At 39.1% G+C, this 21,225-nt stretch carries 19 protein-coding genes and 2 pseudogenes; 15 read left to right on the top strand and 6 right to left on the bottom strand.

What is annotated here, in order from left to right; genetic code table 11:
• The first annotated feature begins 98 nt into the window (after positions 1-98).
• Positions 99-1,061 (top strand): protease SohB, encoded by a 963-nt coding sequence (gene sohB, locus F2A31_RS10390; RefSeq protein ID WP_150026316.1) that lies wholly within the window; start codon positions 99-101, stop codon positions 1,059-1,061.
• Positions 1,062-1,327: 266 nt separating this feature from the next.
• Positions 1,328-3,514: an Ig-like repeat protein Blp2 gene (gene blp2 / locus F2A31_RS10385; RefSeq protein ID WP_150026315.1), complete on the top strand. Its 2,187-nt coding sequence runs from the start codon at positions 1,328-1,330 to the stop codon at positions 3,512-3,514.
• Positions 3,515-3,542: 28 nt separating this feature from the next.
• On the opposite strand, the gene F2A31_RS10380 is transcribed toward blp2, so the two are convergent.
• Together F2A31_RS10380 and F2A31_RS10375 are read right to left on the bottom strand one after the other, a co-directional pair.
• Positions 3,543-4,187 (bottom strand): DUF2238 domain-containing protein, encoded by a 645-nt coding sequence (locus F2A31_RS10380; RefSeq protein ID WP_150026314.1) that lies wholly within the window; start codon positions 4,185-4,187, stop codon positions 3,543-3,545.
• A gap of 38 nt (positions 4,188-4,225) precedes the next feature.
• Entirely contained in the window at positions 4,226-4,576 is a 351-nt protein-coding gene (locus tag F2A31_RS10375; protein WP_150026313.1) for a hypothetical protein, read from the bottom strand.
• 142 nt (positions 4,577-4,718) lie between these two features.
• Between F2A31_RS10375 and F2A31_RS10370 the strand changes: the two genes are divergently transcribed.
• Entirely contained in the window at positions 4,719-5,117 is a 399-nt protein-coding gene (locus tag F2A31_RS10370) for a hypothetical protein (protein WP_150027766.1), read from the top strand.
• Here the strand turns inward: F2A31_RS10370 and rsmD are convergent.
• Positions 5,114-5,662: a 16S rRNA (guanine(966)-N(2))-methyltransferase RsmD gene (gene rsmD / locus F2A31_RS10365; protein ID WP_150026312.1), complete on the bottom strand. Its 549-nt coding sequence runs from the start codon at positions 5,660-5,662 to the stop codon at positions 5,114-5,116. The genes F2A31_RS10370 and rsmD overlap by 4 nt on opposite strands.
• Positions 5,662-7,647, bottom strand: a complete 1,986-nt coding sequence (mrdA, locus tag F2A31_RS10360) for a penicillin-binding protein 2 (RefSeq protein ID WP_150026311.1) — start codon at positions 7,645-7,647, stop codon at positions 5,662-5,664. Before mrdA ends, rsmD begins: the two co-directional genes overlap by 1 nt.
• 241 nt (positions 7,648-7,888) lie before the next feature.
• Between mrdA and F2A31_RS10355 the strand changes: the two genes are divergently transcribed.
• The 4 genes from F2A31_RS10355 (at position 7,889) to F2A31_RS10340 (ending at position 10,763) form a co-directional block, all read left to right on the top strand.
• Positions 7,889-8,407 carry a hypothetical protein gene (locus tag F2A31_RS10355; protein WP_150026310.1) on the top strand — a complete coding sequence of 173 codons (519 nt, stop codon included), beginning with the start codon at positions 7,889-7,891 and terminating at the stop codon, positions 8,405-8,407.
• 61 nt (positions 8,408-8,468) lie between these two features.
• Positions 8,469-9,782, top strand: a complete 1,314-nt coding sequence (locus tag F2A31_RS10350) for a hypothetical protein (protein ID WP_150026309.1) — start codon at positions 8,469-8,471, stop codon at positions 9,780-9,782.
• A gap of 82 nt (positions 9,783-9,864) precedes the next feature.
• Complete coding sequence (gene adk, locus F2A31_RS10345) at positions 9,865-10,518, top strand: adenylate kinase (RefSeq protein ID WP_150026308.1); 654 nt, start codon at positions 9,865-9,867, stop codon at positions 10,516-10,518.
• A gap of 62 nt (positions 10,519-10,580) precedes the next feature.
• Positions 10,581-10,763 carry a hypothetical protein gene (locus F2A31_RS10340; RefSeq protein WP_150026307.1) on the top strand — a complete coding sequence of 61 codons (183 nt, stop codon included), beginning with the start codon at positions 10,581-10,583 and terminating at the stop codon, positions 10,761-10,763.
• On the opposite strand, the gene nth is transcribed toward F2A31_RS10340, so the two are convergent.
• Together nth and F2A31_RS10330 are read right to left on the bottom strand one after the other, a co-directional pair.
• Complete coding sequence (gene nth / locus F2A31_RS10335; RefSeq protein ID WP_150026306.1) at positions 10,760-11,446, bottom strand: endonuclease III; 687 nt, start codon at positions 11,444-11,446, stop codon at positions 10,760-10,762. The two genes, F2A31_RS10340 and nth, sit on opposite strands and share 4 nt — an antisense overlap.
• A 2-nt stretch (positions 11,447-11,448) precedes the next feature.
• Positions 11,449-12,246 (bottom strand): RnfABCDGE type electron transport complex subunit B, encoded by a 798-nt coding sequence (locus tag F2A31_RS10330; RefSeq protein ID WP_150026305.1) that lies wholly within the window; start codon positions 12,244-12,246, stop codon positions 11,449-11,451.
• Between the two features lie 172 nt (positions 12,247-12,418).
• On the opposite strand from F2A31_RS10330, the pseudogene F2A31_RS10325 reads away from it, so the two are divergent.
• The 8 genes and pseudogenes from F2A31_RS10325 to F2A31_RS15910 all read left to right on the top strand — a co-directional run.
• Positions 12,419-15,026 (top strand): annotated as a pseudogene (locus F2A31_RS10325) (type VI secretion system Vgr family protein).
• A gap of 1 nt (position 15,027) precedes the next feature.
• Positions 15,028-15,957 (top strand): hypothetical protein, encoded by a 930-nt coding sequence (locus F2A31_RS10320; RefSeq protein WP_150026304.1) that lies wholly within the window; start codon positions 15,028-15,030, stop codon positions 15,955-15,957.
• On the top strand, positions 15,950-18,751 hold the full coding sequence (locus F2A31_RS10315) for a T6SS effector BTH_I2691 family protein (RefSeq protein WP_150026303.1): 2,802 nt from the start codon (positions 15,950-15,952) through the stop codon (positions 18,749-18,751). Before F2A31_RS10320 ends, F2A31_RS10315 begins: the two co-directional genes overlap by 8 nt.
• A 5-nt stretch (positions 18,752-18,756) precedes the next feature.
• Entirely contained in the window at positions 18,757-19,491 is a 735-nt protein-coding gene (locus tag F2A31_RS15810; protein WP_171490586.1) for a putative type VI secretion system effector, read from the top strand.
• Complete coding sequence (locus F2A31_RS15920) at positions 19,472-19,888, top strand: hypothetical protein (RefSeq protein ID WP_228715631.1); 417 nt, start codon at positions 19,472-19,474, stop codon at positions 19,886-19,888. Before F2A31_RS15810 ends, F2A31_RS15920 begins: the two co-directional genes overlap by 20 nt.
• A 70-nt stretch (positions 19,889-19,958) precedes the next feature.
• The gene (locus F2A31_RS15915; RefSeq protein WP_228715630.1) at positions 19,959-20,195 is read left to right on the top strand and encodes a hypothetical protein; all 237 of its coding nucleotides are present in this window, start codon (positions 19,959-19,961) and stop codon (positions 20,193-20,195) included.
• Positions 20,195-20,917 carry a putative type VI secretion system effector gene (locus F2A31_RS10300; RefSeq protein ID WP_150026302.1) on the top strand — a complete coding sequence of 241 codons (723 nt, stop codon included), beginning with the start codon at positions 20,195-20,197 and terminating at the stop codon, positions 20,915-20,917. Before F2A31_RS15915 ends, F2A31_RS10300 begins: the two co-directional genes overlap by 1 nt.
• Before the next feature lie 173 nt (positions 20,918-21,090).
• Positions 21,091-21,162, top strand: a pseudogene (locus F2A31_RS15910) (hypothetical protein); the annotation flags it as partial.
• Positions 21,163-21,225 lie beyond the last annotated feature (63 nt).

Below are 21,225 nucleotides of genomic sequence, written 5' to 3'. Positions count from 1 at the left end.
TAGATGAAAATGAATCTATTTTGCAAATTCACTATTGAATTTTTATTGAACAGACCGCATCTTAGAGCAATAAAGCCGAACTAAAGAGCACTTATTTTATGTTATTCCATTTACCTAAATTTCCTGCCGAAATTCGTATTAGCCATTTAAACGCGCGTGTAAATGAACAAAGAAAAAAGATTGCGCAAACCACAGCTTCTCGTTTGGAATTATTGCAACTTGTTCAACAGCTTGCAAAAGAAGCAAAAGCACGTAAAAAGAATGATAAGAAAATATATGTTCTAGATTTTAAAGGGGATATGCAGGCTTCTGCTGTAGACACTATTCGTGAAGAAATCACTTTGATTCTTGCAACTGCAAAAGCAGGGCATGATCGTGTTGTGGTACGCTTAGAAAGCCCAGGTGGTATGGTTCATGGTTATGGTCTTGCTGCTGCACAATTGGTTCGTTTACGTGATGCTGGTTTTCATGTGACAATTTGTGTGGATAAAGTGGCTGCCAGCGGTGGTTATATGATGGCATGCATCGCGAATGAAATCATCTCAGCGCCTTTTGCGGTCGTTGGATCGATTGGTGTGGTGGCGCAAGTTCCAAATTTTAATCGTTTGCTTAAACAACATCATGTTGATTTTGATCTTTATACAGCCGGTCAATATAAACGTACAGTAACCATGTTTGGTGAAAATACACCTGAAGGCAAAGCTAAATTTGAAGAAGAATTACAACAGACACACGTTCTCTTCAAACACTTCATCGAAAAATATCGTCCTCAATTGGATGTTGAAAAAGTTGCAACAGGTGAGCACTGGTATGGTGAAGATGCACGTCAGTTAAATTTAGTGGATAAGCTTCAGACCTCAGATGAATATTTACTTGGTTTGTTGTCGCAACATGATGTCTATGTCATTAATACGCGCAAGCGTCCAACTTTTGGTGAAAAGCTTGGATTACAAGCAGCACAAATGGCTGAAAATCTTATTCCAACTGTCATGGGTAAGTTGGCTGATAGTTTAGCTAAAGCAAATAGCAGTTTGGTACAAATGCGTGATCCTAAGTTCTAATGTAGTGTTGATTACATAGGATCTGTATTTCATAGATGCGAATAACCAGTCTAAGATAAGGCTGGTTTTTTATGGGTAAATTTAATTGTTTTCAAAAATAAAACTTTAAAGATTTTAACAAATGGTCAATTAAGTAAAAGCGAAAAACTTTCTTAGATATGATTGTTCTTATGGTGATCATTTGATACTTTAATTGCTAGATTAATAACTTAATTATTCATTAATCGATAAGTCCTTAAAATTATAATGGATCAGTGAGCATAATAATGACGAACGTTGTCGTTTCTTCAAAGAAAAATTTAATGACTTTACAAGATGCACAAATGAAAGAAGTGATTTTAAATCAACCTTCGATTGTTCAGATTGGTGTAACTCAAGCAGATATAAAATCAGTTTCAAAACAAGGTAATGACCTTGTCATTACACTGAAAAATGGAGAAAAAATCGTAATTAGTGGCTTCTATAATGAAAATAATACTAGTGAACACAGTCTAGCACTTGCTAAAGCTGATGGATCGTATGAAGTCGCACAGTTTGATCAATCTGGTCAATTGATCCGTTATGTACCTGCAACTCAATTGTCTCAATTTGCTTATACTCAACCACCAACACAGACTCCATTAAATCAAGATGGATCGGATGATTATGGAATTACGAAGTCGCAACTGATGAAGGCTGGTCTAGTTGCGCTTGCAGCAGAAGGGATTTACCTTTGGGCTGTTAAGGATGATGATGACAATAAAAAGAGTGATAACTCACCTAAAGATATTACACCACCAGCGACCCCTACAGCGACTTTAGCCAGTGATGCATTAACGATCTCAGGTAAAACTGAAGCAAAAGCTAAAATATTAATTCGTGATGCAACTGGTAAGGTGATTGCAAGTGGTCAAGCTGATGATCAAGGAAACTATACGGTAAAACTTGATCAGGCGTTGACTGATGGTAATAAGGTGAGTGTTGTAGCTGTAGATCGTGCGGGCAATGTTTCACAAGGTACCTCTGTGACTGGTACGAAAGATACGATTGCACCTGATGCACCAACTGCTCAGCTAAATGCAGACGGTACGATCGTAACCGGTAAAACTGAAGCAAATGCCAAAGTATCTATTTTTGATTCTGATGGAAAATTATTAGGAACAGTTAAAGCAAATAAAGAAGGTTTGTACTCGATACAGGTTTCGCCACCATTAACTAGTGAAAAAGGTGGGACTGTGATAGCCGAAGATGCTGCTGGTAATAAGTCTGAAGCATCTAAAGTGATCGCAGGTAAAGATACAGTTGCACCAGAACAACCCTTAGTTGAAGTGAATAAAGAAGGTTCAGTGATTCAGGGGAAAGCGGAAGCAAATGCAAAAGTACTGATTAAAGATGCCGATGGAAATGTGATAGGAAGTGGTACGGTTGATGCCCAAGGTAAATTTGAAGTAAATATTTCCCCTGCGCTGGGAGATGGAGAAAAAGGTACGATTATTATTGAAGATGCAGCTGGTAATCAGTCTAAACCCGTCGAAATTAATGCGGGTAAAGATACGATTGCACCTGATCAAGCAACCGTACAAATTAATGCAGCAGGCGATACCATAACGGGGACAGCTGAAGCCAATGCTAAAATTGAAATTAGAAGTGCAGATGGAAAAGTGATTGGTTCTGGTACAGTTGGCGCTGATGGTAAATTCACGGTTACAGTGACACCTGCTTTAACAGATAAAAATATTGGTAAGGTTTATGTGATTGATGCGGCTGGTAACCGTTCAGTTGAAGCAAATGTTGTTGGGAACAAAGATACCATTGCACCAACTAAACCTGTATTAGAAAAAGTTATGGATGATGTTGGGGCGGTAAAAGGTCCAATTAGTACAGGTGGAAGTACGGATGATGCCAGACCAACATTGTCTGGAAGAGGGGAAGCCAAAGCTGTATTAACCATTTATGACAATGGGCAGCCGATTGGGACAGTTAAGGTTGGCAATGATGGAAAGTGGAGTTTCGAAATTAGTCAAGATTTAGCTTTGGGATCTCATAAAATCACGTTAACTCAAACAGATGCCGCTGGAAATACCAGTGAAATTAGTGATGCATTTAATTTTACAGTAGTTGCCCCTGCAACGACCAACACATTGGCTCAAACAGAATCATTTGAAACGGAGTACACTGAAGTCTCACTGATAGATTCAGTGAGTTTAGAGGAACTACTTGCCAATACTGAGGCAAATGCACAGCCTTTTGAGCAACTCGAAACGATAGCATTAGATGAGGTCTTGATTTCATCTGATCAACATTCTAATCAACTGGATGATGTGCTGGATCAACTCGCTCCAGAACAAACTGTAGCTCCAACAGAAACAAGCGTATCAGATACTGGATTTAGTACAGTACATACAGATTTTTCACAAACGATCAAATCTGATCCTTTTGCATTACTTGATACGGTTCAACATCCAATCATTTAAATCATGGCGTGTATTGTGTAAAAACTGCTTATGCCGAGGGGGGATAAGCAGTTTTAGTTTGGTAAAGATAGCAGATACCTATTAATAATGCGCCGATAGTCGCCAAGAACATATCTTTATGGGCATCCCACATATCACCTTGTTGCCCATTATAATTTTCTGCATCTTCAGGAGATAGTCCGATGGATAGTCCCCATTCAAGTAGCTCATAAACCATACTGGATGCCATGACAAATTGGAGAACCAATAAAAATAGGACGAAAGGTTTTGCAGAAGGAATCCAAACTTGAAAACAACGATAAAAAAATGGATAAAGTAATACGCCGTAAGCAAAATGGACTAGTCGATCGTACATGTTACGTGACCACCCCATACTTTGATTTAAATCAAAAGCAAAGAGGTCTAGGATCCATTGATTATATGGAACATAAGAATATAAATAATGTGCTCCAATAATGTGAATAAATAGAAAAACTAAATATAAACAAAAGCTAAAAAAGCTGATGCCGATTTTTCTCATTGTAACAATGAGAACGACCAGCATGATGATGGTACCTGCTTGGTGTAATAAATAAGACTCAAACTCTAATGGATTGATGCTTGCAATGATGATAAAAAGCAGCACTATTGCAAGGGCAACATAATGTTTTAAATTAAGTTTTTTTTCGATCATGCCATGTCTCAAATGAGGTCTAACACTGAGTTTGGATCTTATTCAGCATCATCTATGCGGATGGTTTGTTTCGCTGAAGAGATACCACCAAGTGCCTGACACGCTTGTTTATATAACTGATATTTTTGTTGTACAACTTCATCTAAGGGGATGTCAAAGAGATCTTCACCATTCTTATATTGTTCAATATAAGAACGAGCTTTTTCTTTATTCACTGCAAGTGATTGCTGATGAAAGCTAGAAATTGATGATGATGCCAATTGACTTGTTTCAATGTTGCTACATTCAAAATTTTGAAAAATTTTCTCTGCGCGTTGTAGTTCATTTGATTTTCCAAACAGACAGCCAGTTAAACTTAGAGCAGCAACGATCAAGAAAAAAAGTTTCATATTATTCAGGATAAAATTCTAAAGAGCGTATTATTGTATATAATATTCATTTTATAAAATAATAGTTTATGTCTAACATGGTGAAAATTATTTAAGACATTATGCTATCTCGACTCATGATCTCACATATTTTAAATTAATGATGCAGTTTTTTATTTGTGGACTTCTTTTACTTTGCTCTTGTTACACGTATGCAGAAGATTATGATTTTTTTGCAGAAGTAAAAGATGACACGGAAGCATTGTTTGATTCAGCTTATCCGCAGCAAATCAAAACAGATTATTCAATTATGCATAATCTGTTTTTTCAGGATGAGCGTTGGCGTATCTATAATTATACTGCTTATCAGACCAATCAATTCGACTATAAAATGCTGACAGGTGATACACAAAGCATTTCCCTTGATGATTTTTCTATTTCATTGGGGTATGGCGTTGTGTATCAGTTTAACCCAAGCAATCGGATTGGCTACGAATATTTGTCTAGCTTTCCATTTGATCGGGGACAGTTAATTCGTTTTTTTTGGTTACGCCTGTTTTAAATTTTCTTTTGGTATAACGCTGCTCGCACTAATCCAGCTTTGGTTTCCTTTATTTTTTGCCATGAAACTGGTAATTGGATTTGAGATAACTCACGGTCAGCTTCGACATAAATATAAGCGTTTTCTTTGATCAAGGGGTCTGCCAATATTGATAGCTCTTGCCATAAATCTAGGCTATAAGGAGGATCGAGGAACACAACATCAAATTGATCATTTAGTTTTTTCAGTGCTTGTTGAGCAGTGCTAATTATCAATTGGCAATTTTGTGCTTTCAGCACTTGAATGTTGTCTTTTAAATAACGTGCTTGAGTTGCATCTGGCTCAATCATGACAACTTTTGCTGCACCGCGTGACAGTGCCTCAAAAGCAAGTGCGCCTGAGCCACTGCATAGATCTAACACTTGTGCATTTTGAATATCCCACATTAACCAATTAAATAATGTTTCCCGCACACGATCTGGTGTGGGGCGTAAACCATCGATACTGGCAAATGGCAAAACGCGTCGTTTCCATTCTCCACCAATAATACGTAGCTGATTCTTCATTATTCTGAAATTCCATCGGCAGGTTGAGTTGGCTGTTCGGTTGACGTTACAGGTGCAGTAGTGGATACATTGCCACTTGGTAGTTCACCAGGTTTGATACCAGCAGTCATCAAGCCTCCGCTGATTTGATGATTGGCTGGCCGTAAAGGTGCAGTTTTGCGTTTGAGTAACCAATAATCAAAGATCGGGCGCGCGATTTGTGTTGCTGCACCACCACTTCGACCGTTTTCCCAAACCACAGCAATCGCAATTTCGGGGTTGTCAGCGGGAGCAAAACCAACAAATAGACCGTGATCGCGCTGACGTTCAGAGAGTGCTGCTTCGTTATATCGTTTGCCTTGGGCAATGCTTTTAACTTGGGCCGTACCTGTTTTACCAGCAATTGAATATTGTAAACCGCTTTTGATACCTCGACCTGTACCAGATTGAATGACATCGACCATTGCTTCACGCATTCTGATCCAATCATCTAATGTGCCATTGAATTGAATTTGTCCATCTGGTGCATTATGAACATCGAATTGTTTTGTGCCTTTTGTTTCACGTAAGACATGAGGGGTAACATGTGCACCCTGATTGGCAGTAATCGCAGTTGCCATTGCTAATTGCAGTGGTGTCGCTGTAAAGGCACCTTGTCCAATACTCACAGAAATGGTTTCACCTTTTAACCATTTGGCATTTCGGGTTCTCATTTTCCATTCCGGGCTTGGGTATAAACCAGAGCTTTCACTAGGTAAATCAATTCCTGTTTTCTCACCAAAACCGAATTGGCGCATCCACTCATTCATTTTCTCAATGCCCATACGATAAGACAAGACATAGAAATAGGTATCACAAGAAACGATTTGAGCTTTGTGCATATTGACCAGTCCATGACCGCTTTTCTTATGGTCACGGAAGCGGTGGCTATCTCCCGGTAGTGAGAAATAACCAGGATCGGAAATTGCTGTGTTCCAGTCTACTAAACCATAATGAATGCCGCCCAGGCCAAACATTGGCTTAATGGTTGACCCAGGAGGATATACACCTTGTACTGCACGGTTAAATAATGGTTGATCAGGGTTGTCACGTAATGACCCATAATCGTTGTAACTAATGCCGGTGACGAACAGATTAGGGTTAAAGCTTGGGCTAGAAACGAGAGCTAAAATCTCACCAGTACGAGGATCCATGGCGACAATAGCACCACGTCGCCCAGCCAATTGTTCTGATGCAATGGTCTGTAAACCATAATCTAAGGATAAATATAAATCATTGCCGCGAGTCGGATCTTTGCGGCCTAGCTTACGAAGCACATTCCCGTGTGCATCAGCTTCGACTGATTCATAGCCAGGATGTCCGTGGAGAAGCTCTTCATAGCTTTTTTCTACGCCGATTTTTCCAATTAGATTCGTCCCCGCATATAAGTCTTTATCGATCGCTTTTAGCTCTCGGTCATTGATACGTCCAACATAACCTATGACGTGCGCAAATAATTCGCCAAACGGGTAATAGCGTGTCATTTGCGTTTCGATTTTTACCCCAGGAAATGCATATTTGACTTCACTAAATTTTGCAATATCGGCTTCGTTTAAATTGAGCTTGATGGCGATACGTTCAGTTTTTCGGGCAGTTTTGACACGGCTTTTAAAACGATCCACATCTTCTTGTGTCAGACTTAATACAGGGATCAGACGTTCTAAGGTATCCTCAATGTCACTGACATCGGCTCGACTGAGTGTTGCTGTAAAGACAGGGTAGTTATCTGCCAATAAAATGCCATTACGATCATAGATATAACCGCGCGCAGGTGGTAGGGGTTGCAAACGAATTCTATTTTTGTCTGATGCTGTTGTAAAATCATCGTAATGAATGATCTGTAAATATGCATAGCGACAAAGTAATAATAATAAAAAAGTTGCAACGACAAACATTGCAAAGAAAATTCGACCCTTATAAATGCGCTTTTCTTGTTGCATGTTTTTTAAAGGAAAGTGCTGTTTCATAGGGAATCGACTTAATTACAAGATTGAGAGAATACAAAGACTGAATATTTTAACGTAAGTTGCATGATCTTACTGTAGAATTTTCAGCGAATCATGCAAATGTTCGACTGACCGTTTTTGACTTTGCAGACATTAAAATTGTACGGTCTTGTATATTAGAAGCAAAATAATTCTGTTAAAGTCACAAACTGCTTGAGATAGGAAAGACCAATACACACTCTTAGGGAAAATGGAGAAAATAATGAGAAAAATTTATCTTTTACTCGCGGTTACGGCATTTAGTGGTTTGGTACACGCTGAAGGAAATACATTTCTTCCAGAAGCAAAATTGACAGGGGCAAATGTTTCAACGTGGAATGTTGGAGCAGGTTTTACTAAGAAATTATTACACGCCAATTTGGAATGGGTAAACCCTTATGGAATCGCCTATGCCAAAGCAGGCGCATTTATGAATGATGACAATCCAGCAGGTGGACAACTTGGATTTCGTTATCCATACCATTTAACGGGTACAGATAAAAATGGTTATTACATCGGTGCATATGTTGGCCATATTGAAAGTAAACAGATTGATAATGAAGAAAAAGCGCGCCTAGGCGCGGGTGTAGATCTTGCGTTCGTGTGGTTGAATTCGGAACGTATCAGTACCTTTAGTGTGGGAATTGGAGCAGGTGAGCGTATGAAAAATGCGAAAGGTGATCTCATAGAGAAAACAGAGCCTACAATTCAATTCTCTTATACCTTAAGTTTTGGCTTATAAGTGTGAACAAGTTGTTTAACGCCGATGAGTCATAATGTATCAATAATTCTGAGAGTCATGCATGTTTGATTACGTCAATGAATTGTGGCAGATTTTTTTAGCTCGTCCAGATTTTTGGGCAGTCCTCAGTATTATACCTGTAACTGCTTTTGTGACTTGGGCACACGTGTGGATGGCTTTGAAAATGGTGTTTTACCCAATTAATTTTTGGGGATTTCACTTAGGGCCGTTGCCCGTAGGATGGCAAGGAATCGTGCCACGTAAAGCGGGGCGTATTTCAGGCATTATTACTGACAATACACTGTCAAAGTTAGGTTCATTGCGTGAATTTTTAGAAGCGATGGATCCTGAAGACATGGCAATGATCATTGGTGAACAAGTTGGATTTGAACTTGAACACTTAATTGATGAGGTCATGATTGATCGAAATGCGGTGCTATGGGAAAACCTCCCGTATTCGATTAAGCGTCGTATTTATGCCCAAGCACATAAACAGTTACCAAATACGCTTAAAGAGTTAGTGACTGAACTGACCATGAACGTTGAGTCATTGGTTGATATGCGTGAAATGGTCGTGAGCCAGATGGAAGGTGATCGCCGTTTAATGGTGCGTATGTTCCTCAAAGTTGGTCAAAAAGAAATTAACTTTATTTGGCATATCAGCGCATTAATCGGAATGTTCTTTGGTATTTTCCAAATGATTGTTTGGTTCATTGTGCCTTGGCATTGGACAGTTCCATTTTGGGCGGCAATTTGGGGCTTCTTGACCAACTGGATTGCGATCTGGATGGTATTCAATCCGATTGAACCACATCCGATTCGTTATCCTCAGATTTTCCGTTTAACCAAAGACCGTAAATTCCCTTGGATAGTGCCTGTACTTAAGATTGGTACTTACAATGTGCAGGGTGCATTTATGAAACGTCAAGAAGAGGTTTCGGATGTATTTGCCAGTGTCGTAACAGAAGATCTGATTACATTGAAGTCGATTATGACTGAAATGATGTATGGTAGTAAAAAAGATAAAACGCGCCGTATCGTTAAACGTCATATCAATGAAATTATGGAAACACCTTTGGTGCGAACATCATTGCAATTATCTTTAGGTCCAAGAGAGTATGCTAGACTAAAGACCGACTTGATTGATCGTTCGATTGAAATTACCATGGGTCCAGTATGTGATCCAGCCTTGAATGCAAGCCGTGCACAGAAAATCTTTCAAATGTTTAGAGATCGAATTCGTGAACTGACGCCGAAAGAATTCCAGAACTTATTACGCCCTGCATTCCAAGAGGATGAATGGATTTTAATTGTACTGGGTGGTGTAACTGGTTTCTTTGCTGGTTTAATTCACTTATTTGTCGCTTTCTTATAATTAATTTGATGTTGGTTGAGCGATAAATCTGTATGATATTGCTCAATTTAAGATTTATTGTTTTTAGATGAGGATGTTCTTTATGCGCATTATTTTACTCGGACCACCTGGGGCAGGCAAAGGTACCCAAGCTCAGTTGATCTGTAAGCGCTACAATATCCCACAAATTTCAACCGGTGATATGCTCCGTGCTGCAATTCGTGAAGGTACTGAACTTGGCTTAAAGGCGAAAAGCGTAATGGAGTCAGGTGGTTTAGTTTCTGATGAGCTAATTATTGGCTTAGTTAAAGAACGTATTGCTCAGCCTGATTGTGAAAACGGTTGTATTTTTGACGGTTTCCCTCGTACCATTCCACAAGCTGAAGCATTAGAAGCGGCTGGTATTAGCATTGATCATGTCATTGAGATTGATGTACCAGACGAAGAAATTGTTCAACGTCTTTCTGGTCGTCGTCAACATCCTGCTTCTGGTCGTGTGTATCATATTGTTTACAATCCACCGAAAGTGGAAGGTAAAGATGATGAAACTGGTGAAGACTTGGTACAACGCCCTGATGACCAAGAAGAAACCATTCGTAAGCGTCTAGGTTCATACCACAGCGAAACTGAGCAATTGGTTGGTTTCTATCAAGGACGTGCTGCTTCGGGTGAAAATGCACCGACCTATGATAAATTAAATGGTCTACGTGCAATCGAAGACGTTCAAAAAGATTTGTTCGCAATTTTAGACAAGTAATCTAAGTTGTTGATGATAAAAGAGCTCTGAATATAGAGCTCTTTTTATTTGGGAGAAAAGCAATGCTAAAGTTTATCTTGATTATTGTCGTGGTTTTGAGTTTTGCATTATTGCTTTTTTTATTGTATCAAAGTCAAAAAATGCTGCGCCATGTGCAACAACAACAAGCTTTAGAAAATAAAAAACATGGTAAAGCGCGTCAGCTTCATCCTAAATTACAGCAGCAAAAAAAATCTCAAGATTAATTGAGATTTTTAACTGTAATCGCTTTGTTCGCCCCAAACTCAAAACGGTCGGGCCAATGACATACATCTGAAACAATACATTCGCCACATTTGGGTTTACGTGCGATACAACAATAGCGTCCATGCAAGATTAACCAATGATGTGCATCGATGATAAATTCTTTCGGAATGACTTTAATCAGTCGATCTTCAACTTCTAACACGTTTTTTCCAATCGCTAAGCCTGTACGATTCCCTACTCGGAAAATGTGTGTATCCACAGCCATCGTAGGTTGACCAAATGCGGTATTCAAAACGACGTTTGCAGTCTTGCGTCCAACACCGGGTAGGGCTTCAAGTTCTTTACGTGTTTCAGGAACTTGTCCTTGATGTTGGTTGACCAAAATCTGACAGGTCTTGATCACGTTTTCTGCTTTGGCATTATAGAGACCGATCGTTTTAATATATTCTTTTAAGCCATCAACACCGAGATTTAAAATCGCTTGTGCCGTATTTGCAATTGGATAAAGCTTATCGGTCGCTTTATTGACGCTTATATCTGTCGCTTGTGCAGAAAGCATGACAGCAATCAGTAGTTCAAACGGTGAGCTGTAGTTGAGTTCAGTTTGAGGGTGTGGGCGTTGCTCTCGTAGACGTTCAAAGAAAATCTGAATTTGCTTTTTGGTCATATTTTTGACAGGCATTTTTAGATTCCTTGCAATTCATTTAAACGTTGTTGGAGAGCAATGAGTTGTGTTTGTTTTTGTTCATCCGCACGTACACTGAGTTGCTTTTCTAATTTCTTGATTTGAGTACGGATCTTGGCAAGTTCAATCGTGGTTTTTGCATCTAGTGATGGCTTTTCTTTTGGTTGTTCAGCGAGTGTAATGACAGGGACATTGTTCACTGTCTGAGAAAATTGAGCAAAAAACTCGACATCAATTTCTGCACGTACAATTGGACCTTTGCGATGAATGCGCCGTTTTTCTTCACGTTGGATATGTGCGTAGTAACGATGTCTTAAATCGTCTTGTTCTGTTGTACGTTGCACTTCGGTTGGCAATGGTTTGGTATCTGGGATCAAATCAATACAGTCAACCGGACAAGGAGGAATGCATAATTCACAACCTGTACACAAGTCGGTCAAAATACTATGCATTAATTTACCACTTCCAATAATGGCATCAACAGGGCAAGCACTAATGCATTTGGTGCAGCCAATACATTCATCCTCGCGAATGATTGCTTTCATACGTTGTGGACGACCATCGGCTTGAACCTCCCAGACACTTGGTTCAGCAACCAATCGAGGACGTTGCAGGAGTGTTGCTAAAGCATCTGCAACTGGTTGTCCGCCTGGTACACATTTATTGGCATCTTCACCTTCTACAATGGCTTTAGCATAAGGTAAACATCCGTCACGATGCCCACACAAACCGCATTGTGTTTGGGGTAAGTGTTGGTCTATTTGGACAATAAGCGAATGTTGTGAGGATGGGGACATGAACATAGGAGCAGCAAAAACAGGATCGATAGTATAGCAATAATCACTGTCTACGACGAGTCATCTCGATAGAGGAGTTGACTTTTGCGCCAGATCTATAACATTAAATACATAGACGAACTTGTATGTTTCTTATAGAATGCTCGAGATTTTAGGCGATATTTTATAACAAATGTTAAACAACATATTCAAAGCGCTTGACCAATTAGGTCTTACCGCACAAAAACGTGCGATACACATACAATTTGCCAATCCGAGCTTAAATCAACAAGTCTTCCTCCAAAAAATTCAAGGTCAGCATGCCATTAATCAGGGCATGACTGCAGAACTGATCTGCCTATCCACTAACGCCCACATCCCATTAAAACAATTCATCGGCTGTCAGGCAGCGATAGACCAAGTCACCGATACAGGTACACTGTTTAGAACCACAGGGATTATCACAGAAGCCGTACAAGGACAATCTGACGGTAGCCTCACGCTGTATAAACTCAAACTACAAGATGCAACCGCGCTGTGGCATAAACGCCGAAACAGCCGCGTGTTTATGAATAAAAATGTACTCGACATCGTACAGACCCTATTCAAAGAATGGCAACAACGCAGCCCACTATTTGCATCGAGTCTTACACTCGACCTTGGTGGGATCAAACAAGACTATGACATCCGTCCCTTTGTAATGCAAGCCAATGAAAGCGACTACGACTTCATTACCCGCTTACTCCGAAGCGAAGGCATCAACTGGCTGATCGACGAAGCACAGCTCACTGTTGCCAACAGCAACAGTCCAATCCAAGCCCAAAAACTCCGCTTGATCGATGACAACAGCCAATACCAAGCCCTAGATCGAAGAACAATTCGCTACCACCGCAGCAGTGCCACCGAACAATACGACAGCATGACCAGCCTCATTGCAGAACGTTCGTTACAACCAACGGCAGTCCATATCCAACGCTGGCAAGCTGATGCCCTAGAACAAGAAGATGGGGCAGGTAGCGTCCAAAGCAAACACCAACATAGCCAACAACACGACAACGCTAGTCTAGGACTCGAAGATGCATGGCACTTCACTCCCGCATGGATGCAAGACCTGAATGGTGAAGATGGTGCAACCGCTTCAGGCAACGCCCAAATCGAAAAACTGAACCAACACCTCAGTCATTACCACGATGCCCAAGCCAAACAATTTATCGCTAATACCACGGTACGAGACACCCAAGTGGGCTACTGGTTTAAACTCAACGAACACCCAGAGATCGACCAACACAGTGGTGCAGACCAAGAATTTCTAATCACTGCCAAAAGCTACTACAACCAAAACAACCTCCCAAAAGACTTACAACAACAAATCCATCAGCTGATCACCCAAAGCCAATGGCAAGATAACCAAAACACAAACCCAGAAGAACGCCAAGCCAACCAACTGACGCTACAACGCCGCAACATCAAAACCGTACCCGAAATACCACCCACTGCAACACCGTCCAACTGCTCACCCACAACGTGCCAGAGTGGTGGGACCCGAAGGCGAAGAAATCCATGTGGATGAATGGGGACGAATCAAAGTTCGCTTCCTATTTACCCGCAATGACGACCATAGCCACGATGGTGGTGCTGGCAGCAGCAACAATGACACCGATTCAGCTTGGGTGGATGTACTGACCCCATGGGCAGGCGAAGGCTATGGCGCACGCTTCCTCCCCCGCATTGGTGAAATCGTCATCATCGACTTCTTTGATGGCAACATTGACCGTCCCTTTGTCACCGGACGACTGCACGAAGCACAACGCAGCCCAAGCAAATTCGACAATGCAGGACAATTACCTGATACCAAAAAACTGGCAGGGATCAAATCCAAAGAATACCAAGGCTCAGGCTACAACCAACTACGCTTTGACGACACCACCGGACAGATCAGTGCCCAACTACAAAGTAGCCATGCAGCCAGCCAACTCAATCTCGGCAAACTGAGCCATCCCAAAGCCCAAGCAGAAAGCGAAGACCGGGGTGAAGGCTTTGAACTACGCACAGACCAATGGGGCGCGATTCGAGCAGGCGAAGGCTTACTGATCACCACGCATGTACAAGCGCAAGCTGAAGGTGATCATCTCGAAGCGCAAACAGCCAAACAGCAACTGGAAAGCAACCAAAACAATGCCAAAGCCTTGAGTGAAGTGGCAAAGAACCAACAAACGGATGAACTCGAAGCCTTAGAACAACTCAAGAGCTTTGCAGAACAGATCCAAGAGAAAATAGCCCGCTTTGAACAAGCGATGCTGTTACTCAGTTCACCGAATGGCATTGGACTCAGCACCTCAGAAGACATCCATCTATCCGCAGATGGACAACTGAACCAATTTGCAGGGGACAGTATTAACCTGACTACACAGAAGAACTTGATTGCCCAAGCCAGTCAAAAGATCAGTTTATTTGCTGCTCAAAATGGAATCAAACAAGTTGCAGGCAAAGGTAAGGTTGAGATACAGGCACAAGGTGATGGGGCTGATCTGATTGCTCGGAATGCTTTGCAAGTGACTTCAACAGAGGGACGCATTGAAATTACGGCGAAAAAGAAAATTGTGATCTTGGCGGGAGGTTCACAACTTGAAATCAATGGTGGTGGAATTTTCCCAACCACTGGTGGAAAGTTTGAGGCAAAGGCAGGGCAGCATTTGTTGAAGAGTGGAGCATCTGTCAGTGTTCCTGCGATTGATTTACCTGATTGTTCGGCGAAGCAACATTCAGCAGCAACAAACGGTGCAGCATTAGTTGAGATCTAAAATGTCAGATTTATTTGAATTATGCGAACCTATTGATAAGGTTGATGCTGACTTACTTCTAGCTCGATTTGAAGCAATTTATAAAACGGATGGTGAGATTGATTTTCTCATTGATCGTACCGTCGATATTGATCTCTTCAGTGAAGTTATTGATGATTTTGATCCGCTTGTTGCTGTTGAGAAATTTTTTATTGCACAACCTATTAGTTCTAAACAAGCCAAGCAACCAATAGCATTGCTAAGACTAAGAAATGATAAAAAATTTAATGAGTATGTACCTCAGTTGATTGAACTTTTATTGGAGCAAAAAGGTTATGACTCAACTCGTCAAATCGTTTGTGGCTGGGGGAATAGTACAGAATCACTCGACGTCATAAAAACTTCATTTATGAAGAACTCAGTCGCTCAACTTGAAAACTCTAAAAAATCTTATCTTTTAAGATGGTATGATCCGCGAGTTCAATATGTATTTCAAAACCTCGCGCAAGAGGTTTTATATCTACATCATCTCAAAGCATATAAGTCATGGGAGCATTTACATCCTACAGGACTTTATCGTAAAACCTTTTTTGAAACAGCATTTAAATTCAACAATGTTTATCCTAAGTCAGTGATTGATTTTTTAATGATGTGCGAAGATGTGAATAGTATTAATAAATATTTAATCAATAAAGATATTCCATCAAATCAAATTGAACCGATGCGGACTTATGAGCACCTGATTTTGATAAGAGGAAACTCAGCCAATATTGAATTTGGTGTTATTAGTGAGCTTGTATATTGGTTTTATATGATCAGCCCAAATTTGATTGAACATGAAGAAATCAAAGCCTTGTGGCATAAAGAAGATTATGAGCAAATCCTTGAGACGCTCAATACATATTCGGATTTAGAAATTGAAGTTTTAAAAAGAGATGTGGTAAATGGATAATAAAAATTCTAGTAAAAAAGCGCCTCCTTATTTGCAAAATGCAAAAAGTAGTCAGGGAAATCAAAATATTTCTTGGGGACAGAATTTAAAAAAATATGATTTGGCTAAGGTTGAACAAAAGAAAGCTGAACTGAATCCAAATGCTCACAAAGTAGTACCTAAGAAGATCCCAATACAGCCGACGCCATCGGGTGTTGTCAATGAGCAAAAAAAGGATTGTCCTTTTTGTCATGCGGAAGATGATAGTTTTTATCTATTCCCTGTGCGATACGCGATTGCCAAAAAAAATGATTCAAAATTTCCATCACTTCCAACCCAGCTCAATGGCTATGTGAGTGACAAAAGCATTCATTACTCGAAGTACACTTTGAAATATTTAAATGTAGGTTATCTATATGCTTTAGTGGAATATGAAAACGGAATGCATAGATGGTTAGCCTATCGAGTGAATGAAGAAGGTTTTTTAGCGAAAATTAAAAATCCTCTTGATCCTGATTGTGCGCCTACACCTTATGGCTGTGCCAATGAGAAGCACTTTGCCAACAGTTCTATGATTTGCCTTGCGCCATACCAAAAATCAAAAGCTAAAATTGCTTATCTTTTATTTTCTAAAGGTTTTCTTACCCAAGCACGACTACAACTCTATCGAAAAAATAAAGCATTATATGCGACAGAAAAGAAATGGCAAAAAATTGATATTAATCAATGGCGATCTGCTCAAAAGTCTAACCATTGTTTTAATCAACAAGTCTTTGATAAGCATGTACCTACACCAAACTTTGAAAAATATAGTTCGAAAGTGAATTCAACTCGAAAACAGAAAATTTCCGAAAAATTTGCTGTGTTTCCTGAAGCCGTCTGTGGGGTCGCCATTTATGATGCTTTAGGAATAACCATTGAACTCAATGAACGTAGAAATGATCAGTTTATTGAACTTTCAGCTTATATGAATAGCTATAAAGATGGTATCAGCAACCATCAACGTTTCAATAGTATTCCTTTAATTGAATCTATTGAGCAAGGTTTAAAAACAAAAGCAATTCAGGAAGCAAAAGATTGGGCAAAACGAATTGGAGATCAACAAAAGAAGTTTGCAACTGCAATGGGAGATCAAAAGTCTCAACAACAGATGATGGAGAATTTAAAAAAAATTAATAAGAAAAGTTCTACATTTTCTCAAAATAATACATCTCAGAGATTTATCGTTGATCCTGCAATGTATCCGATCAATAAGTCATCATCAGATTGGGTAAAAGGGCGACATGAAACAACAACGGTATTCAATACTGATCCGAAAGTGCTAGAAAAACAGCGTATAGAAGAAAATACCACCAAGGCCGCCGATGAATGGGTGAAAAAGTATGTTCCGTTATTACATCTTGACAAGCTGGATGAAGTTAAAAGAAATGTAGCATTACATACCCAAAATGGTATGAAAAATGCCGCTGCGCTTGCTAAAGATCATTTAACTTGGTTGCAATCAAAACAGTTGGTTGATGAGTTACATGCTTTCGACCCCAATCATAAAGAAAGTGGTTTCGTTTTTTATGAATATACGATGCAAGCGATGGAAGGTACTGGTGTTACCGAACAAGGTCAAAAATTCATAGATCAATGGATTCAAACGAAAACGATTACACTTGAAAATATTTTTATGCGGAGTGTGTTGTTTAATCATCATTCTGCAATACAGCATTATAATCAGGGAACACAGGACTTTTTTAGTACAGTCACAAATTATACAGATTGGAACACCTCACAAAGTACTTATAAGCAATTTATCGTGACGATTGCGGCGTTAGATGCGGCATGGGATGATTGGGTTTCCAACAATGCCAATAAACATTATATGTTGCCGAACTTTGATAAAACCTTTGTAGGTCGTATTGGTCGTTGGAGTGCCGAGTTTATTCGAGTGGCGACACAAAAAGCGAAAGCTGGTGGTACTGATCGTTTAGTGGCAACTCAAGTATGTACTTTCCTTTATGCGCGTACAGGTGTCTTAGATAAAGGGATTAACTTAAAATCTCTCATGTTTTTTGCTGTGCCAAGTTTAGACCCTAACTATAAACCACCAACTGATGTGTCTAAACAAGTCACTTCAATTTTAAATGATGCCAAGAACAAAGGTGCGACCCGAACTGCTTCTCTAGTTATGGCGTTAGAAGCAGTTAATTTAATATTCCAACTGGATCGGCCGATAGATGCACAACAAAAATTACAGATCTTTGGTGGTGCATGTGGTTTGATTACTGCCAGTTTGGAATTGGTCGGTGTCTTTACAGCAGCTACTGAACATGCAGCACACAATGCAATTAAACTTGCCGCTAATAGTTTTGCAATTATTGGAAGTGCTTTTTTTGCGATTTATGATTTTAGGCAGATGAATGATAATTTAAAAACAGATACTTTCTTGGGGGTTATATATGGTGCACGTAGTGCTACTTATGCAGGTCTAGCCTTTGGATATACTATAGTATCTATTAACTTTTTGCAGAAAATTGGAGATTTAACAAAACGCCCTACATTAATTCGTTTATCAGAAATATTAGTTCGAACTAATGTTTATCGTTTTTTCTCATTTTTGGGCAGTGTAGTTTGGCTAGCACGCCTTAATTTAATCATATTAGGTGTAACTGCAATTGAGATCACCTATAAAGCCTTTTTCATGCCAAATGAATTGGAAAAATGGTGTAAAAAATCAGCTTTTGGTATAGATGCAGTAAAATTTCAAAATGAAGGTAAAGAGTTGGAAGCGTTTAATCAAGCATTTGCAGAAGTCATAGGAATATAATTTAGATGAAAGTTATCTTCGGAATAGTGAGAAATATTGAGTCTGTTAAAGCCATTGTAGGTCAACTCCCAAAGCTTAGATCACAAGCAAGTGCTACAGCGTTAGTATCATTATTTTCAGAATCAGGTGGTATGGGAGCTGCTGCAACTTTGGGCGGGATTACTGGTTCATCGGGATACTACATTCATTTTTATATTGATGATATTGAGTTTTATGCGGCTTTTACAGGGATATTTTTTAAAGAAGGTGAAGAGGTTTATGTTGTCTATGATGAAGATATAGAACAAAACTTTAATGTACTTGCGATCATGAATAAAAATAATAAATTACTAGGTATGGCTGTTCCTTTTGGACAGACAGTGATTATGTCCGATAAGTCTCATAATAGAACAAGTATAAATATGGGAATTGCAATTTCAATATTTGGTTTAATCGCAGGTCTATTATCAGGTGTAAAAGATATATATATATATATATATTACACAATGATTGCCTTTATTATTTCATTATCAGTTGGATACAGTGTTAAAAAACAATTTAGAGGATATGCAGAAGAGTCTGAACGAATTTATAAAATACTTGGGATAACTGATCTAAAAGATCTAGAAAAAACAGGAATGAAAGCCTATATAGATGAAAACAATCGTATGTATGACGATGTTTATAATTATACACAGTTTTTATCTTATGACCCTCAGCCACTAGTAGATGTAAAAATTGATGAAAGTCATCTACGGTAAAGTCCAAAATCTCCAATTTGTCGATGCAATAGTTGGCGATCTACCCAAACTGAGATCACAGGCGACAGCAACTGCTTTGGTGTCGATGTTTGCTGAATCAGGTGGTATGGGAGCAGCTGCAACATTAAGTGGTATCAATGGCTTTCCTGGCTACTATATTCATTTTGAGATTGATGGGGAAGCATTCTACGCTGCGTTTACAGGGATATTTTTTAAAGAAGGTGAAGAGGTTTATGTTGTCTATGATGAGGATATAGAACAGAACTTTAATGTACTTGCGATCATGAATAAAAATAATAAATTACTGGGTATGGTTGTTCCTTTTGGCCATACTGTGGCTATCTCCGATAAGGCTCATAATAAGAATACTGTATTTATGGGGGGGGGGCAGCGATAGGTGGCTGTATAATGGCTTATTTTGTTGGCATGGATAATATGGAATATATATATATATAGTAGTTTTTTCGATGGTATTAATGTTTTCAATAGGACATAGTATAAAAAAACAATTTAGAGGTTATGCACAGGAGTCAGAGCGAATTTATAAAATACTTGGGGTTACAGATATAGATGCACTAAATAAAATGCTTATAAAAAATAATCCTCAGCCATATGAGGATAAAGAAACAGATCGTGTTTATGAGGAAGTGCATGATTATACACAGTTTATAGATTATGATCCACAGCCTTTAGTTGATCGATAATGAAAGTCATCTATGGCATAGTTCAAAATCTCCAATTTGTCGATGCAATAGTTAGTGAGCTACCCAAACTAAGGACACAGGCGAGAGCAACTGCTTTGGTGTCGATGTTTGCTGAATCTGGAGGTATGGGAGCAGCTGCAACATTAAGTGGTATCAATGGCTTTCCAGGCTACTATATTCATTTTGAAATTGATGGGGAAGCATTCTACGCTGCGTTTACAGGGGTATTTTTTAAAGAAGGTGAAGAAGTTTATGTTGTCTATGATGAGGATATAGAACAGAACTTTAATGTACTTGCAATCATGAATAAAAATAATAAATTACTGGGTATGGCTGTTCCTTTTGGCCATACTGTGGCTATCTCCGATAAAGCTCATAATAAGAATACTCTATTTATGTATGTTGGAATTAATACGCTTATGGCTTTAGGATTAATTTTTTTAGGATTTGATTTATTTTTATTTTTATCAGGATTAATTATTTTTGCAATAATAATTTCTTTTCTTGGAGAAAGTATAAAAAAACAATTTAGAGGTTATGCACAGGAGTCAGAGCGAATTTATAAAATACTTGGGGTTAAAGATATAGATGCACTAAATAAAGCGCTTATAAAAAATGATCCTCAACCGTATGAGGATAAAGAAACAGATCGTATTTATGAGGATGTGCATGATTATACTCAGTTTTTAGATTATGATCCACAGCCTTTAGTTGATCGATAATGAAAGTCAGCTATGGCATAGTTCAAAACATAGAGTCTGTTAAAGCCATTGTAGGTCAACTCCCAAAGCTTAGATCACAAGCAAGTGCTACAGCGTTAGTATCATTATTTTCAGAATCAGGTGGTATGAGCTGCTGCAACTTTAGCAAGTATAAATGGTTTACCAGACTATTTAGTGTCATGGAATATCGAAAAAATTTAAAAGGTCCAGATCCCTATCCAGAAGATTATTTTGATAAGAAATGAGAAAGATAGAAGGTCGTGTAAGAAATTTAAATAAAAAGATCCGATGAAAACATCGGATCTTTT

The sequence above is a fragment of the Acinetobacter suaedae genome (assembly GCF_008630915.1).
GTDB lineage: Bacteria > Pseudomonadota > Gammaproteobacteria > Pseudomonadales > Moraxellaceae > Acinetobacter > Acinetobacter suaedae.
The sequence above is the reverse complement of the archived record's forward strand: the minus strand, read 5'-3'. Positions and strand labels throughout refer to the sequence as shown.